This window comes from Caldicoprobacter algeriensis (assembly GCF_023838525.1).
Taxonomy (GTDB): domain Bacteria; phylum Bacillota; class Clostridia; order Caldicoprobacterales; family Caldicoprobacteraceae; genus Caldicoprobacter; species Caldicoprobacter algeriensis.
In genome coordinates, this window is record NZ_JAHUQD010000001.1 from 86,924 (window position 1) to 104,560 (window position 17,637).

At 42.0% G+C, this 17,637-nt stretch carries 15 protein-coding genes and 1 pseudogene; 2 read left to right on the forward strand and 14 right to left on the reverse strand.

The window, feature by feature from the left end; genetic code table 11:
• Window positions 1-14: 14 nt before the first annotated feature.
• The 9 genes from KVG29_RS00470 to sigI all read right to left on the reverse strand — a co-directional run bounded on the left by KVG29_RS00470 (window position 15) and on the right by sigI (window position 9,973).
• Window positions 15-1,070 carry an energy-coupling factor ABC transporter permease gene (locus KVG29_RS00470; protein ID WP_252225665.1) on the reverse strand — a complete coding sequence of 352 codons (1,056 nt, stop codon included), beginning with the start codon at window positions 1,068-1,070 and terminating at the stop codon, window positions 15-17.
• Between the two features lie 557 nt (window positions 1,071-1,627).
• Window positions 1,628-3,301, reverse strand: a complete 1,674-nt coding sequence (locus KVG29_RS00475; RefSeq protein ID WP_252225666.1) for an MBL fold metallo-hydrolase RNA specificity domain-containing protein — start codon at window positions 3,299-3,301, stop codon at window positions 1,628-1,630.
• A 294-nt stretch (window positions 3,302-3,595) separates the two neighbouring features.
• On the reverse strand, window positions 3,596-4,372 hold the full coding sequence (locus tag KVG29_RS00480) for a hypothetical protein (protein WP_252225667.1): 777 nt from the start codon (window positions 4,370-4,372) through the stop codon (window positions 3,596-3,598).
• 9 nt (window positions 4,373-4,381) lie between these two features.
• Entirely contained in the window at window positions 4,382-4,708 is a 327-nt protein-coding gene (locus tag KVG29_RS00485) for a hypothetical protein (RefSeq protein ID WP_252225668.1), read from the reverse strand.
• A gap of 23 nt (window positions 4,709-4,731) precedes the next feature.
• Entirely contained in the window at window positions 4,732-4,962 is a 231-nt protein-coding gene (locus KVG29_RS00490; protein WP_252225669.1) for a hypothetical protein, read from the reverse strand.
• A 78-nt stretch (window positions 4,963-5,040) separates the two neighbouring features.
• Window positions 5,041-7,116, reverse strand: a complete 2,076-nt coding sequence (locus tag KVG29_RS00495; protein WP_252225670.1) for an efflux RND transporter permease subunit — start codon at window positions 7,114-7,116, stop codon at window positions 5,041-5,043.
• A 317-nt stretch (window positions 7,117-7,433) separates the two neighbouring features.
• Window positions 7,434-8,012: a TetR/AcrR family transcriptional regulator gene (locus tag KVG29_RS00500; protein WP_252225671.1), complete on the reverse strand. Its 579-nt coding sequence runs from the start codon at window positions 8,010-8,012 to the stop codon at window positions 7,434-7,436.
• A 183-nt stretch (window positions 8,013-8,195) separates the two neighbouring features.
• Window positions 8,196-9,299 carry an anti-sigma-I factor RsgI family protein gene (locus tag KVG29_RS00505; protein WP_252225672.1) on the reverse strand — a complete coding sequence of 368 codons (1,104 nt, stop codon included), beginning with the start codon at window positions 9,297-9,299 and terminating at the stop codon, window positions 8,196-8,198.
• Window positions 9,296-9,973, reverse strand: coding sequence for an RNA polymerase sigma-I factor (gene sigI / locus KVG29_RS00510; RefSeq protein WP_252225673.1), 678 nt, complete (start codon window positions 9,971-9,973; stop codon window positions 9,296-9,298). Before sigI ends, KVG29_RS00505 begins: the two co-directional genes overlap by 4 nt.
• Window positions 9,974-10,131: 158 nt before the next feature.
• Here sigI and KVG29_RS00515 point away from each other — a divergent pair, with 158 nt between their 5' ends.
• The gene (locus tag KVG29_RS00515; protein ID WP_252225674.1) at window positions 10,132-11,424 is read left to right on the forward strand and encodes a DUF5667 domain-containing protein; all 1,293 of its coding nucleotides are present in this window, start codon (window positions 10,132-10,134) and stop codon (window positions 11,422-11,424) included.
• Window positions 11,425-11,606: 182 nt separating this feature from the next.
• A pseudogene (locus tag KVG29_RS00520) lies at window positions 11,607-11,751 on the forward strand (IS256 family transposase); the annotation flags it as partial.
• A gap of 382 nt (window positions 11,752-12,133) precedes the next feature.
• Here the strand turns inward: KVG29_RS00520 and KVG29_RS00525 are convergent.
• The 5 genes from KVG29_RS00525 to xylA form a co-directional block, all read right to left on the reverse strand.
• Entirely contained in the window at window positions 12,134-12,517 is a 384-nt protein-coding gene (locus KVG29_RS00525) for a hypothetical protein (protein ID WP_252225676.1), read from the reverse strand.
• A gap of 39 nt (window positions 12,518-12,556) precedes the next feature.
• On the reverse strand, window positions 12,557-12,946 hold the full coding sequence (locus KVG29_RS00530) for an SHOCT-like domain-containing protein (RefSeq protein ID WP_252225677.1): 390 nt from the start codon (window positions 12,944-12,946) through the stop codon (window positions 12,557-12,559).
• 23 nt (window positions 12,947-12,969) lie between these two features.
• Window positions 12,970-13,347: a DUF2089 domain-containing protein gene (locus KVG29_RS00535; RefSeq protein WP_252225678.1), complete on the reverse strand. Its 378-nt coding sequence runs from the start codon at window positions 13,345-13,347 to the stop codon at window positions 12,970-12,972.
• A gap of 457 nt (window positions 13,348-13,804) precedes the next feature.
• The gene (locus KVG29_RS00540; RefSeq protein WP_252225679.1) at window positions 13,805-16,159 is read right to left on the reverse strand and encodes a glycoside hydrolase family 3 N-terminal domain-containing protein; all 2,355 of its coding nucleotides are present in this window, start codon (window positions 16,157-16,159) and stop codon (window positions 13,805-13,807) included.
• A 63-nt stretch (window positions 16,160-16,222) separates the two neighbouring features.
• Window positions 16,223-17,539 (reverse strand): xylose isomerase, encoded by a 1,317-nt coding sequence (gene xylA, locus KVG29_RS00545; protein ID WP_252225680.1) that lies wholly within the window; start codon window positions 17,537-17,539, stop codon window positions 16,223-16,225.
• Window positions 17,540-17,637: the final 98 nt, after the last annotated feature.

The following is a 17,637-nucleotide window of genomic DNA, read 5'->3' on the forward strand; positions in this document are numbered from 1 at the left end:
AAACAGCAGCCCTGTTAAGCAACGGCTTTGCCCCTCTTTTTCTTTAAGATGTTTATAATCCATCCCATAAATGCGGCCAACACAAGCGTCATAGCTCCTCCTACTATACCCGAAACGCTTGTTCCGGCATTAACCGAAGGCCAGGATTCTTCATCCTCTACAGCCGGTTGATTTTGAACATCATCTTGATCTGTTTTAAAGCCATAGTCAGGCAAAAACGCAGTCCTGCTTTGGATCTCAGAAAACACCTTGTGAATACCATCGGGAGTTTCCAGTTCAGTTGTACCCATTACTCTTTCAATAGACCATTCCAAACCATCAGGATTGGTGGAGGCAAACCAGGAAAGCAAACCACCTACTATAACCACCGCAACCACAAGCCCTGTCAGGACCTTCTTGATGGGCACACCACCAAGCGATTTCCCAAAAGCTACTCTTTCTAATATTTCGGGTCTAGCTCTCCATATAAAGGTAACTATTGCTGCAGTAGCCAGCCCTTCAATGACTCCAATGGCAAGGTGTATAGGCTGCATAAGCAACAAGAATTGGCCAAAAGGCAGTTCAGTCTTCCCTGACAAGAGCGTCTGAACCACAACGCTGAAAGCCCCAAGCTGCAAGCCAACCACCGATGAAACCATAGAACCAACAAAAATACTCCTTGGATTAACGCCTTTACGCACAAGCTTTTTGTAAATAAGCGGATAAGCTACAAAGCAGGTATAAAAGCCAAGGTTAAAAACATTACACCCATAAGCTAGCAATCCACCATCACCAAAGAACAGTGCCTGTATCAGCAAAATCGATGCCATTGTAAGGAATGCCGCATAAGGCCCCAGAAGTATTGCCAGCAGCATTCCCCCGCCAAGATGTCCGCTGGAACCGGTGCCGGGTATCGAAAAATTGATCATCTGTGCCGCAAAGACAAACGCACCCATGACTCCCATCAGAGGAATTTTGCTTTCATCCATATCATTTTGAACCTTTTTAGCGGAATAAGCCGCAATTCCAGCAGTAGCTGCCAGCATGGTTCCACCAACGGCCGGTGAAATCAAGGCATCAGCCATATGCATAGCACCAACTCCTTTAAAAAAATAAAATAACCCATAAAAGGCAAGACTCAACGTCTCTATAACCCTTCATGGGTTTTCCCTTCATGGGCTCAATTTAAACAAAATTTTTAATATGCCTCTCTGAAACCTTCCTGGTTTCAATTCTAGATAAAACTTATCATAACTTACCACATGTTGTCAAGACCCTACTTTAACTATTTTCATCCAGATTTGATCTAACCTTCAGTCGTCCAGCGGCTTCTTGCACTATCTTCATACAGAAGATTATATACACCCTAATCTTGATTTATGTAGGCATTCATGACTGGCCAGGCAGCATTTGCGCATAAAAACGGTGTACACCCTCTCCAATGACAAGCTTGCGATGATTCTCTCCACCATCAGCCTTAAACATTGATTTGATAAGCTCAAACCTCTTTTGCATAGACAATTATCAGGTTTTTCTTTTATAATTCATTAACCACAATTAACAACGTGAACTATCACCTACCTATGGAGGTGGTGGCTTCCTGTACCATCGACCAGACTTGCTACAGAAAAAACTTCTTTTTCTCGCCCTACCTTCCACCCAATATAGTAAGGTCCATGACTTTGCTTTCTATCTCCAGTAAACTGTTGTTGATCTTTCTGTACTTTTCCATATCCACGTTATCGCTGTTTAGATACTCTTCGATGAGCTTTAAGGCATTTTCAATTAAGTGCCTTATATTCACAATCTCATTCTTCAGCTTTTCTATATATGCTCTTTCAACCTGTCCTGAAACCTCTAACTCTTCTCTACCCGCAACATCTATCTCTTTCACCTCGGTCTTGCCTCTTACTTCGTAGGCCGTATTGTAAGCCGGAATTAGGCATTCGATTCCTAAAATATCATTTATCTCTTTTGCAAGCCCTTCCTTGGCTTCAGACTCTCCGTGTACTAAAAACACCTTTTTGGGTTTCTCGTTAAAATTTTTGAGCCAGTTTACCAACCCTTTTTTATCGGCGTGGCTAGAAAAACCTTCCACATCATATATCTCAGCGTTTACACGAATATCCTCTCCCAGTATCTTGACCTCTTTGGCGCCATCCAAAATTCTCCTTCCAAGGGTACCTTCAGCCTGATATCCAACAAATACCACGCTGCACTCCTTTTTCCACAGATTATGTTTCAGATGATGTTTAATTCGTCCTGCCTCACACATGCCGCTGGACGAGATGATTATCTTGGGTTCATTGGAAAAATTGAGCATTTTAGATTCCTCAACGCTTTGAATAAAATGGAGATTTCCAAAATACAGCGGATTATCTCCTTTCATCAGATAATCCCTTGCTTCCTCGTCAAACACATGGGCATTGCGAGCAAATACTTCAGTCGCCCTTATGGCAAGTGGGCTGTCTACATATACTGGTATTTTCCTCAATCTATTTTCCCTTTCCCCCGCTTCACTCAATTTTTTGTCATAATACTTGTTCAGGTGATATATTATCTCCTGGGTTCTGCCCACCGCAAAAGAGGGTATGATGACACTGCCTCCCCTCTCAGCAGTTTTCAGTATTATGTCGATCAGCTGCTGTTCCGCTTGCTCAACGTCCTTGTGTTCCCTGTCCCCATACGTTGACTCCATTATAACATAATCTGCACTATCGATCGCTGCCGGGTCCTTCAGCAAAGGCTTTTCCTTCGTGCCCAGGTCTCCTGAGTAGACAATCTTGATCACCTCATTCTCATCTTTAAACCACATCTCGATTATGGAAGAACCCAGTATATGCCCGGCATCGCTGAACCTCACTGTCAAATCGTCATCCACCTTAACAATCTGGCCATACAGTACCGGCTTAAAAAATCTCAGGCTGTCGTGTACATCGGCTTGGGTATAAAGCGGATCAACCAGCGGCTTGCCCGAACGCTTTGCTTTCCTGTTTTTCCATTCCGCCTCGGCTTCCTGAATGTGTGCACTGTCAAGCAACATAACCTCGCACAAATCATAGGTAGGCTTTGAACAATATATGGTTCCCTTAAAGCCCTTCTTGACCAGCAAGGGAATTCTTCCGCTGTGGTCTATATGGCTGTGGCTTAAAAATAAATAGTCGATGTCAACCGGATTGAACTCAAATTCCGCATAGTTCAGCCCCTCATCCTTCCCCTGATACAGGCCACAGTCAAGCAGTATAAGCTTATCATTAAACTCGATTATATGGCATGACCCCGTTACCCCATCTACCGCGCCTAAAAACCTTATTTTTATCATCTCATTATACAGTAACGCAGAAGACCCCTTAAAAAAGAGCCTTCTGCGCCACTCCTCCTTTCTTGCAAAATTTTAGCTTGTCATAAAATCCAACTGTCTCATTTTACAAATCTCGTCCTTCTACTGCATCTATCTCTCAAAGTATCTCTTTATATCTCTCAAAGCATCTTGAAACACTTACTTCAAAGCAAATAATACTTTACAAGTATTTACATTTCATAGCTAATCGCAGGTCCCCTACAATGTTATATATTCGACAAAAACTCGAAAATTCCTTCAAAAATGGTAAATTTTCTATAGACCGAGAAAATCTAGCAACCGTTCCCATAAATTCATCTTGGGCTGGATATCCTGAACATCCTGTACTTCTCCTCTATCCTCTTCATACTCTATTTCCCTGGTTCTCATGATAAACTGAACGCTGCTGTTCTTGTTTCTTTCGTTATCCATGAAGGACCTGTAGCCGTCAGCCAGCTCCTCCATTCGCTGCTTCAATGCCTTGGCAAAGCGCATGTCATCAATTGCCTGTATGATTCCCTCTTCCATTTCGGAGAGGCCCTGGGAATCCATTGCACTTAAGCCCTCTTCCATCTTCTCCAAAACCTTGACCAAAGAATCCATTCCCGTAAACATACTTGTCAAATTCCCGCTCAAGGCATTCAATCCAGCGGTAACATTCCCCACTCCCTCAACATACTTTACAAGGCCTTGCCTGTAAGCTGTTTGCCCTTTTTGGTATTCTTCCATTCCATCAAGGGTAGCCTTAGCACCCAATGCCAAACTGGCAATTGAATCGTTTACGGCCTGAATTCCGGGAATGAACTGGCTGTCTAACCCTTCTTTTAATTTATCTACCGCTTCTTTCACCTCATTTATTGCCCCTAAAAGCTGCGCACCATTGTTTATAATGCATTCCGGGCCACCCATACTCTCTATAAGCCTGTTTTGCTCAATGACCATCTGCCCCAGCTTATACAAATCAGAACCTTCAGGCTGCTCCTGCACCAGCTTTTGGGCTATAGTCAACATTTCCTCGTTTATATTCACAAGCTGTAACAGTCCAGGCGCCATGTTATTTGCCTAACCACTAGCAGCATCCTGTAGCTGGCTGGCAGCCTGCGCCAGAGAATTTACAGCAGAAGATACTTCCCCTGCAGAATCAACCAGACTGTTCATCCCGGCAGCCACTCCATTAAGGCCTTCGGCCAGCTTTGTCACCCCATCATTTAACTCATTAAAACCTTGAATGCTGGCATCAAAACCTGCTACCAACTCATTGGGGCTTTTATCTAATTTTTTGCTTCCTGCAACAAGATCAGAAATCCCTTTCTCAAGTGCCTGTTTGCCCTCAGCCATTTGCTTGCCGCCGCTCGCCAGCGGTTGCGCAGCAGCGCCAAACTGCTTCAAGCCATCGCGGATCTTTCGTACACCTAAATTCGGTTGACAACCCTTTGTTCCAGCACCTTACCGTCATGGTCAAGAATCACGTAGACGGTCTCATCTTTGGCAACAAAGCCCGAACCATCATCCACGTTTTGGCCAGATGGTTGAGCCAATGCTACTTTTAAACCTCTATAAGCATAGGTCACACCCATTGGCATCAATACGAAACAAAGTATAACCGAAAACAGCAGTGTTCTCGATAGTACCCTTTTCATCATATTTTTAACATTCATAAACTCTCACCCCTTCTTTGCATATTTATTTACATCTCCCTTAAACCTATTTACTGGCATTTTTTATTTGCTCGACTTTTCAGCTCTTGCCCAGTTTTTTGTGGTCCAGCCAATCAGCCTGTCGAATATCAGAAACACGGAAGGCAACCCGAGGAAGATCACCGCCATGCTTATAGCCGCACCCCTTCCGATCATCATCGTCAGCTCTCCCGTTGCCTTTATGCTGGCAATCAATGCAATGCCCAGCGTGGCAGCTATCATGGTCAGGGCGCTGGTCAGTACAGAACGTCCGGTATCTTCTATTGTTTGCCTTATGGCCTCTAGCCTATCCTTCATCCTTTCACGGTTTTCCTTGTAACGGCTGGTAAACAAAATGGCATAGTCCACTGTGGCTCCCAGCTGAATAGCTCCTATAACTATCGGCGTCAAGGATGAGACGGTAACCCCCTGAAAATACGGTATGCTTAAGTTTATCCATATGGCCATTTCAATCACCAGCACAAGCAAAAACGGAAGAGAAAGCGACATATAGCTGAAACCTATAATGGCCAATATCAGGCCTATGGATATTATGGAGACCGTCTTATTATCCGCAGCCACCAACCCGGCCAGATCCCTTGTCAGCGCCGGAGACCCGGTCACATAATACTCGCCAAACATCTCGCCGGCAGCTTCCCTTATATGGTCAACCGCTTCAAACGTCCGCGGGTCATCCGAAGGAGTCTTAAGGCGCACTTCGAAATACCTGTAACCCCCTTTTACATATTTTTCCCTTATATCGCGGGGAATAAAGCTTTCAGGTATGGTCACGTCAATCTGACGGGATAAAGCAGCTACCGAATCCACCGCATCTATAGTCTCAATCCTATTTATCAATTCCTTTTCCTTTATTGCTCCTTCATCAGGAATCAACACATACACAACTTCGGTATTCATAAAGCTTTCTCTAATCTTGTCGGTATCTACCGCAGCCCGGGAGTTCTCGGGCAAATAATGCTCCATGCTGTAGTAATACTGAAGATTTCTCTGAGCTAAAAATGAAGGCACAGCCAGCACTATTATTACGACAAGGAAAACCCATCTAAATTTCACAACCCACTGCGAAACCCGTTTGAAGGTGGGAATGATGGGTTTGTGCCTGTGCCTGTCTGCATATTTGTTAAACATCAGGATCAGGCAGGGAAGAACAGTGATATTCATCAAAAGGCTGAATATTATTCCCTTGGCCAAAACAAATCCCAAATCGCGGCCTATGCCGTTCTTCATAAACATCAGCGCCACAAACCCCGCAATGGTGGTAAGGGCACTGCCCATCACCGGCACACCCGTTCTCGACATGGCCGCAACCATGGCATCATCTATATTGGGATGTTTTTGCTTTTCTTCCTCAAACCTATGTAGCAGGAAGATGGAATAATCCATGGATACGCCCAGCTGCATGACAGCAGCTATAGAGGCTGTTATAAATGATATTTCGCCTTTTATAACGTTGGTACCCATATTGAGCAAAATGGCAATTCCTATTGAGGCAAGAAATAGTAACGGTTCAATGAACGAGGTCATAGAAGCCGAGAGTATGAGGTATATAGATATTACAGCAATGACCATGTAGTATACCATTTCCTTTGAAGTTATGGCTTTAAGGTCATTCATAATGACCGGTTCTCCGCCAAACAGCATATCCCTGTCTATGATTTTCCTTATCTCATTTATTGCCCGCATTGTGGACTCAGACCTGGCACTGTCGGCAAACTGAATCTGCAAAATGGTAGAGCTGCCAGAAAAGAAATTTTTTCGGATATCAGGGTTCATAAACTCGGCCGGCAAAGTTATATCCTCAAAATCGTCAACCCATATTACATCTTTCACTCCATCTACAGCCTCGATGCGGGATTTTATATCCTTAACTTCCCACATTTCCCTATCCTTAACCACCAGAAAAGCCTGCCCCGAAAGGTTAAAATTTTCCTCTAAAATCTCTTCTCCTTTCCGGGAGTTCAAATAATTGGGCATATACGATAATATGTCGTAATTTTCTCGCGTTAAGAATATGCCGAAAACAGACGGAATCAAGAGGGTCAAAAACAGCGCAAGTACTGCTTTTCTATGCTTCACCACAAACCTGCTAAATGCAATCATGATAGTATCTCACCTCGTCATATAGATCAAAAAAGTGCCTAATAAACGCTTATATTAAACAACTGTTTAATATGCATGTTTAAATATAACGCTTAAAAAAGCGTTTGTCAAGGCAAAAAAACGTTCTTTATTCAACAATTGCCGACAAACACCTGCTTTGCACACGGAAACCACGCTTACCGATGGTAACGCTGTATTCATCATGGAGTTGATATTTGGCAATCCATTCGCCCAGCAAGTACATCACATATTTGCCTAAAAATCACCCTGACTTTAAACAACGGCAAACAAATAGGATCAGGCTGTGTGGCATAAGTCTATAATATACTTTCGATCAGCGACTCAACGTACGCTTCCCTGTCCTTACTGCTTCGCATGTCTATATTAAACGTGCGCCCGGCTCCATAATAAAAAAGCACAGGTGCTACAACGCCTGAGAATAACTGCATCAGCTTTACCGAAGCCGTAAAATCGTCAGCGACCCCCGTCAACTCCTTAACGAGGGGCATAATGCTGTGTTCCAAAGTATCAATCAATCCAACGATTCCCACGTTTTTGCCCTTGTGGTGAAGCAACTTGGTAACAATCAGATATATAATGCCTGGATATTCCATTATGTGTTCCATGGTCTTCATGGCCCAGAATTTTATCTTTTCCCTGGGGCCGGCATTTAAGCGGGCCACTTCCTCATATATGCGATGGCTTTCGAGGACAAAATGCTTTTCAACTTCATTGAGAAGATTATATTTTGAACGAAAGTAATAATTAACCGATGCCAGGTTTACATTGGCCTTTTCGGCTATCTCCCTTACGGTAAAATCTAAATTAATCTGACGCCCGACCATGTCTATAGCTGTGGCTATGATCTTATCCTGTGTATCCATTCTGCCTTCCATTTAAAAGCCTCCCAAGTTTTGCAAATTTAAACACTCTAAATTGAACTTCTAATTTTACTAGTATAAAAAAAGTACACTAAAAGTGTACCACAAACATCCTGTCATTTGAATACCTTAATCCTTGTTTCTCCCGTTACTTACGGTATCTTTAACATCACCGACCTTCGCAGGATTTGTAGTTCCCTATTTGCCGGACCGATTACCGCGGTTCGCATTGTTTCCCCGTGCATTTCTGTTTAACTTTTCCGTTTTAGTTTCATGGTATTCATTGACATTTTCATTCCTCCCAGGATTTTTATCCTTACCCCCTACAGGGAATTTTTTATTATTACCGTAAATTTGGCCCTTCTGGCCGCTGTCATCGTTTCCTTTATTGCTGCTGTTATTTGTGCCGGTTTTGTCGCTGCCGTTTTCTTTTTTGTTCTTGTTGTTTGTACCACCTTTGTTGTCGCTGTTTCCTTTATCAGCGGCACTGCTGTTGTTTAAATTTTTATCTGCCTTTGGACTAGTACTTCCTTTCTCTGTGTTTTCCCCCGTATTACCTTTATTCTGTGCATCCTCTTTGTTGTTTTTTCTTTCCTGGTTTTCATCATACCCATCATCATGCTTAGTACCATCATCCGTCTTACCATCCATGTTGCCTTTATGATTTCCAATACCATCACCCTTGATGTTTTCCTCTGCAGCACCTGTCTCACGGCTATTTATTTCAGGGCGATACTTCTCAGCAGATTGCTGTTTTATCTCGTATTTTACGTTTACCGTGGTAAGATACCGTTCAAAACCCGACAGGTCAACTTTCTTTCCATCGCCGATATAGTAAATATTTACACTTATGCTGCTGCCATCCACAGCACGATCACCATCTATAAACTTCTGCTTTATTGACTCATCGACAATCCTTTTTAGCCCTGCATCCAAAGAAACGTTGGTCAACTCGATTCTCGACAGGATTTTGTCGCCATCCTCATTTAGCGGCACAGCCTTTATTATCCTCTCCCATCGGTTGATCACAAGCTCTATGGAAGGGTTTATATCCACCACAACCGAGGCATAGGCCGTGTAATAAAGCTTTATCGCAGAAAAGGAGATCAGCACCAGCGCCACAGCTGCCGCCATGGCTACACATCTGATAAATGTTTTGCTGCTCCCCAGCGCTTCTCCGCAATACAACTCTCCTACTGCGGGAGGACGCCCTTTAACCCTCACTTTTACAAATTGTCCACCCGGAGTAACTATAACCGCTGTTGTGCCTTTCACCTTGAGCACTATACCCTCATGTTTCAATCCTTTTCACCTACCTTGATATTTAAATAGGATTTGATATATGGATAATCCCCCGCAAGAATGATGACCAGGGCAATTATGTATTTTCTCCACCTCTCTAGCATCTTTCTGTTTATACCAAGCCTTTCCACAAGTTCTTTTACAGGTAATGCTTTTTTAGTCCTTATACTGTCAAGAAGCTCTGTATCCCTTACACAATATAATGCTATATTTAAAAGGGCATCTCTGGTATCCTTATGCTTTGGAGAGCAGGAAACCAACGATTCAAAATCAATCCCATATGCTTTTAGCTCTTCCGACAGTTCATTGATCTCCTGCGTCCTCAACTCACTTTCTAACTTCAACTCATAATCCGTCATAGACACCCTGTAATCTATGTAATCCAGCTGGTTATCATCTGAAAACACAGCTACAGGAGAATTTTTAGACTTTCTAAAATAGTCAATAAGAGCGTTGCGTATCACCACTGCAGCGTATGAAAAAAAGTTTCCATACTTCTCATCATAGCTGTCACAAGCATTGTTAAAGGCAATCATCGCTATTGATAATTCATCATCGTTATCAAAATCCAGCTTTCTTTTGCATATGCTGCACGCCGTCCTGTATATAAACCCCTTATTGTTTTCTATAAATTCATCGCGGGAGCCATTTATCACATCCTTGTTCAAGCTCATTTTCCCTCCCGATTATGTATACGATTCAATTTCCGTTTTTAACGGTGGCGTTAAACTTTTTTTATTTTTGATAATATAACCCCCCAAAAATATTATACAGCATTCGTATATATGGACGAAAGGCAAAAATAAACTATGAAAAACGGGAGGGTCTTCAAATGAGAAAACGTTTAGCTTTGGCATCAGCGTTTATATTTATGCTGGGACTGGCAATACCTGGTTTTGCCCAGGAAGATGAAGTCGTTTCTTATGCTGATAAAGCGGGGATAACACCCGACAGCATCTTTTATCCCGTTGATGTTGCGCTGGATAATCTAAAAGTCTTCTTCACAATAGGAGACGAAAACAAGGCAGTTGCAGTTACTGATGTCGCCGAAGAAAGGCTTGGTGAAAGCGAGGTCATGCTTGAAAAAGGCGACGAAGAAAAAGCATTGGAGCTTGTAGAAGAATACAGCCAAAAAATGGAGCAGGCATATCAAATATTAGAAAAGGTAGCACAAGAAAATCTAGAAAACGAAAATAAAGTTGAATCTAGTGACAAAAACACTTCCAACGAGGCAGATCAAAATGAACAGCAGGATGCACAAAATACCGATACCAAACAAAACACAGAAAGCAGTGAAACAGAACAAAGCTCCCAGGAAGAGGGATTAGAAAACCAAGATAGCCAACAAACTCCAGACGAAGAAGGCAACAGCAATACGGATATTCCTGAGGACGGTTCTACAAATAATGAAAACAATGAGCCAAATACCATAGAAGTAAGGCTGAGGCTGAGGCAGGAAAACGGCATAAGGGTTTTAAACGCTATAAAGGATAAACTGCCGGAACAGGCCAGGGAAAGAATAGAAAAAGTAATAGAAATGCAGACGCAAAAGAAAGAAGCTGTAGCCAAAATGGTAGAAGCAAGGCACAGATACAATACCGCCAAGCAGGAACTTAAAAAAGCAGAGGTTCAGCTCAAAAAAGCCATGAAAACTGGAGACCAAGAAAAAATTGCGGAAGCGCAAAAGCTGGTCGAAGAGAAGCAGGCTGTTCAACTCCAAGCTAAAGAACAGCTAAACGATGCAATAACGCAAAAGAAAGCAGCTGTAAGGAACAGGGTCCGCAACCAAAACAATCAGGATAACGAAGAGGAAAACCAGGAAAACAATGACGCAGCAGATGAAACCGACCAACAACAGCCCCTTGATGAAGATGCTAACAGGGAGGAAAATAATGAAAATGAGGAAATAAACGCACAGCAGCCTGTCCAGGAAGTTGAAGAAGAGAATATTGATGATGGTAATAATGCTCAAAACAGCCAAAACGATAAAATAAAAGACGAAAATAATGATGGACAGGGTAACAATAACACCCAAAAAGCAGAAAATATCCAGAATACAGTAAAAACTATCAATTACAAAAACAGCAACAACAACGGAAGAGCTTTGGGACGCAAAAAACAGTAAACATTAAAAGTAACTCATACATAATTGTTAATATTTGGTAAAAAGTATTTATAAAAACAAGCGCTCTTTCTGGCAACGATAAAACTTGAGCCGAGACTGTCCAAAGTTTTGTGTATGGATGAATGAAAGAGCTCCTTTCTGGATAAAATTAACAACATAAAATCAGAAAGGAGCGTTTTATTATGAGTGTTCTACCAAAAGAATTGTTAAGAGAAATAATCAAGGAAAACAATTTTCAAACTTCTCAAGAGATTATGAAATTCTTGAAGGACTCCTTTAAAGATATCCTTTCAAGAAATGCTGGAGGCAGAAATGGACGCAGAGATACCATAATTGGGACCAGGTACTGAATCAACTGTTGATAATGTACGGGAGCCGAATAGAAGATTATGTTATATGAGCAGTCGCTAAAACATTTTTAGAACAGTAAAAAATTGGTTTTTATGACAGAAGACATTTGTAGAAAGTTTTTTGAAATTTTGCAGATGAAGGAGGAGGGCATACTACACCAATATAAAAAATTATCACCAAAAATATTCTATTTTATGCATAAAATACAAAGAAAAAGGTAACAATAGTAATGTACGAAAGATATTGTTACCAGGTTAAAGTGATACAACCAACAACACCAGAAAGGAGCCAAAAGCTCCCATACACAAAAATATTTACACTCCCTATCTTTCCAAAACACGACGCTTTGATGAGGAAATTATATAACACTTATATCCACAAGAGTATCGCCATTTTCTACTCGAACCAAAGGATATGATCTACACCGCCTTAACGCATCAACCAATCTCTTTATATCTCTGCTTTCTATTTTCTCCAAAATCTTGTATACCTTTTCCAAATTATCATTTTGCTTATCCTTTGGAATAAGTCTAACTATTGCTTTGCCCAATGAAAAACCTGATTTAATCAAAAACAACGGTATCACTATAGGAAAACATCGTTCTCCATCCTTAATGTTGATCTTTAAAAAATGTCCCTTAGCAGTATTTACAGCTTCCCGATTCTTTTTCATCAAAGTAAAAGCCTCATTAAAATCAATTTGTCCTTTATCCAATTTCTCTAAAATCTCAATGTCATCCATTTTCTATCATCCTCAAATAAACTTTTCTCAATTCAGACGTTATTCAACTACAACGCTTACATAAGTCTCATCATCTTCTATTTCGACAAGCTTTCCTTGTGCTCCATTTTTAATAGACTGTATAATCTCGTTAAAATCAATATTCTTTAAAGCTTCCAATTTTGGCTCAAATTGTGCCCCAACCTGTGTCCCCAGTTTTAACCCCACCTCAATTAATGAGAGCGGAATATTTACATTCACTTTATTAGCCCCGTTTTCAACCACTTTAACCCTCAAAAATTTCTCGTAATTCCCATTTGCGCTTGAATCATACTGTGTTAGACCTGTGTTTTCTGGCTCAATCATATCAATAAGTTTTTCGGCCTCCTCTGCAGTAATCTTCTTCTCCTCTACCATCTTTAAAATCTTTCTTATTTCTTCCTTCATCATGCCCATCCCATCCTTTTATTAATTTATTTACTGTTCTCCTTCATCATCTTTATTGCCTCTTCGTAGGTAATCACCCCTTGGCTCAGTAGCTCCAAAACCTCTCTTTTGCTGGTCTGCTTTTTTTCATTGCCACCAACATCGTAGCCCAGACTACAAATAACATCATCAAGTTTGCTACGAACAGTTGGGTATGAAATGTTAAGTTCCTTCTCTACTTCCTTGATGTTCCCCCTGCATTTTAGAAATACCTCGATGAAATATTTCTGCTCAGGTGTTAAATAGCTGAACTTATCTAGTTTAAAATGCCCTTTATATGTTGTGTCACACCGGCAACAATGCAACTCTGTTACTTCTAACTTGGTACCACACACTGCGCATATTGTTATGATATTGTTTTGCAACTGCTAATCCCCCTACAAGTAAAATTCTTATATTACTATCCAATTACCATTATATCACCAAAATTAATTTTTTCAATATGTTTTTTAATAATTTTAATTTTTTCTCGTGTTAATTTTATAAAGTTTAATATTTTTATTAATTTTTTGTTTCAGACCGTACTATCTCGCTAATAACCCCCTAGAAAGTTAAAAACTTGAACTTGATGTGCAATCTCACTTTTCATCTAGAAACTTCTTTGCTAAAGTATTCATTTATAAAAGTACTCGATATGTCGCGGAACAGCAAGAACCAGCCTTAGAGATGCTATTAGCTGGAAAATTAAGCGTGGTTTCAAAGGGAAACATCAGGTATGTACCCATCGTCTAGGTAAATAAAATTAGCGCCTGTACATTTTGGGTTTCATAAACAAATGTACAGGCGTTACATTTACCAGTCACAAAAGTTTACATAAAGATTTTAATCGTTCACCGTTACCTTTGTAGTAAACTTCTTGTTATTCCCAATGACCAGCTTCTCTCCTACAAGATTGAACTGCCCTGTAGCCCTTATATCTTCGGAGGAACTACCAACATACACATCAACCTTACCCGGTTCCACTACGAAATCCATGTTCTCATCATAAAATCCCAGCAAAGCAATTGGCAGTTCAAATACAACGGTTTTCGTTTGACCAGGCTCAAGATTGACGCGCTTAAATCCCTTAAGCTCCTTCACGGGCCTGGTCACATTTTGTGCCGGAACGTGGACATACAGCTGTACCACCTCATCCCCTGCCATTTTACCCGTGTTGGTCACATCCACCTGTATGCGGACCTCACCGCTTACACCAACATCCTGAGGTGTTATCTGCAGGTTACTGTACTCAAAAGTGGTATAGCTCAATCCATAACCAAATGGATACAGGGGTTTTGTGCTGCACTCTACATAGTCACCCAGCCAGTGAGAGCGTCCACCCGAAGGCTTATGGGCATAGTATACCGGCACCTGTCCTACCGTGCGCGGAAAACTAATCGGTAGCTTGCCACCCGGGTTGTAATCGCCAAACAGCACATCCGCGACTGCTCGACCACCCTCCTCACCAGGGAGCCATACTTCAACTATCGCAGGAACATTCTCATGGAGCCAGGTGATCGAAAGCGGTCTCGCATTGACCAGTACAACTACCACCGGTGTCCCAGTAGCATGTACCGCCTTTATAAGCTCTTCCTGTTTGCCTGTTAAATTCAAGTCAGCTCTGTCTCTGGCTTCACCGGATGTACATCCACGTAAAAGACCGGACCTGTCGCCAACAACCACAACAGCGACATCAGCTTTCTTAGCCGCTTCAACAGCCTCAACAAAACCGCTGGTATCGTCGCCTAGTACATCACAACCCTTTGCATACAGAACCTCAGTATTTTCAGACACTTTCTCTTTTATCCCATCCAATATACTGACCATTGGCACAAATAGTTCTTTGTCAGCCAAATCAACACGCTGCGGTCTTGCTGTATCAAAAGCATCAGCCATGTTTTGCAATGTCTCAATATGGCAGGGGTAAGCATAGTCCCCTATCATATGGCGAATATTGTGGGCATTGGGGCCAATAACTGCTATTGAACGCAGATCTTTACTTAACGGTAAGAGATTATTCTCATTCTTCAATAAAACTATTGACTCTTGCGCCACTTTTCGCGCAAGCTGACGCTGCTCCGGAATATCAAACACCGCTTTAGTCTTAGAAGGCTCGACGTACGGATTCTCGAATAATCCCAACCTGAACTTGTGCTCTAAAATTCGTGCCACAACCCTATTAATAACTTCTTCAGAGACAATACCCCGTTCAACTGCAGTCTTCAAAGGCAAGCCATAGCAATCGGTGCTTGGAAGCTCTATATCCACTCCCGCTTCAATCGCTTTTTTAGCCGCCAATACCTTATCTGGATTAAGCTTATGATATTCATATAACATGTTGATAGCAAAATAATCGGAAACTACTAAACCTTCAAACCCCCATTCATCGCGCAATATATCCTTTAGCAATCGGCTTGAAGCGTGACATGGTATTCCATCTATTTCATGATAAGCCGGCATGATTGAAGCCAGCTTGGCTTCTTTGACAGCTGCTTCAAAAGCAAACAAATATACTTCGCGCAATTCTCGTTCTGGAATATGCGCTGGTGCCCAATTCATCCCGCCTTCTGACATTCCATAGCCCACAAAATGTTTCCCCGTAGCTATAATGCCATCATGCAAACCATTCCCCTGCAGGCCATTAATATACGCAATACCCATTTGAGCCACCAGATAAGGGTCCTCTCCAAAAGTCTCCTCTGTTCTACCCCATCTGGGGTCCCGCGTCACATCCAGCAATGGCGCCAAAGCTTGATGTGCCCCTGCTGCTTTCATCTGCGTCCTTATCACTTCTCCTATCGCCTTTGCCAGTTCAGGGTTCCACGTACTTGCTACACCGATTGTTTGAGGAAAACAGGTAGCTCCCTTTGCCATAAAACCGCTGCACGACTCTTCATGTACAATGGCCGGTATTCCAAGGCGGGTATTTTCTATTAGATATTTCTGGATCTCATTTGCTATTTGGGCGCATGACTCAGGGTCCAAATTGCTGGCCCCCGCAATACGCGTAATCTGACCAATACCATGTCCGATTTTGGAAGCAGCTTTATCGGGCGAAAATTTTGTATCATCCAGCACTTCATATACCCATACAGCACTTAGTTGGGCTATTTTCTCATCCAATGTCATCCGCGAAAGCAGATCCTCAACCCGCTTTTCAATCGACTGGTTTTTATCCTTATACAGAGCTTCAGCCATCCCAGTCCCTCCCTCATTTTGATTACACTACAACGCATCTGCCCTTCTTTGCATTATCCAAAATCATTTGACATTAAACAAATATTCATTAATCAACGTCTTTATCACTTCTTGTCTTCCGGAGCGGTTTTTAATTACGGGATTTTGCATTGCATACTGTTCTAACGTCCTGAAATTGGCTTTTCCGCTGACAATATCCAGGCCGATACCGCTCTTGTAACTGCTGTAGCGCTCTTCTATAAACTTGTCTATCACCTTATCCTCGATCAGCTTTGCCGCAACCTTTAAACCTATGGCATAGGCATCCATGCCTGCGATGTGGCCATAGAACAGATCCTCGGGTTCAAAGGATCCACGCCTTACCTTAGCATCAAAATTGACACCACCAGTTGTAAACCCACCTGCCTTTAGTATCTCATACATTGCCAGGGTGGTCATATAAAGATCAGTGGGGAACTCATCGGTATCCCAGCCTAAAAGCAGATCCCCTTGGTTTGCATCAATAGAACCCAGCATACCGTATATGCTTGCGACCCTTAACTCGTGCTCAAAGGTGTGTCCAGCCAGCGTAGCGTGATTTGCCTCAATGTTCAGTTTGAAATAATCCTTCAGGCCGTAATGCTGCAGAAATGCAATGGTTGTAGCCGCATCAAAGTCATACTGATGCTTTGTGGGTTCTTTGGGTTTGGGCTCAATCAAAAACTGCCCTTTAAAGCCGATTTCCTTGGCATAGTCAACCGCCATATGCAAGAACCTAGCCAGATTGTCAAGCTCCAATTTCATGTCTGTATTCAAAAGCGTTTCATATCCTTCTCTGCCACCCCAGAATACGAAGTTTTCAGCCCCCAGCTCTACAGCAATTTCAAGGCTTTTCTTAACCTGAGCCGCCGCATATGCAAACACATCGGCATTACAAGATGTAGCAGCCCCATGTACATATCTGGGATGACTGAATAGATTGGCTGTATTCCACAAAAGCCTAACTTTGCTCGTCTTCATATACTCTTTTATCATAGATACTATTACATCCAAATTCTTATTGGTTTCCGCTAGGGTATCACCTTCGGGAGCAATATCGCGATCATGGAAACAGAAAAACGGAACATTTAGCTTTTCGAAAAACTCAAAAGCCGCTTCCACTCTAGCCTTGGCCAAATCCATACCTGTATACTTGTCCCAGGGACGAATCATGTTCTTTTCCCCGAATGGATCCGCGCCGCTACCGGTAAAAGTATGCCAGTAAGCCACCGCAAATCTCAAATGTTCTTCCATCGTTTTCCCCATAATAACTTCGGAAGGATTATAATGCTTAAATGCGAGAGGATTCTTAGAATCAGGGCCTTCATAAGTAATAGGCTTGATATTCTCAAAATAAGCCATAAGTGTACACTCCCTTCATATTCGTTTGTTTACTCTACAAATTATGTTATTATATTAAATAATATTGGTCAATACGAAAATAACATTAATCAACCTCA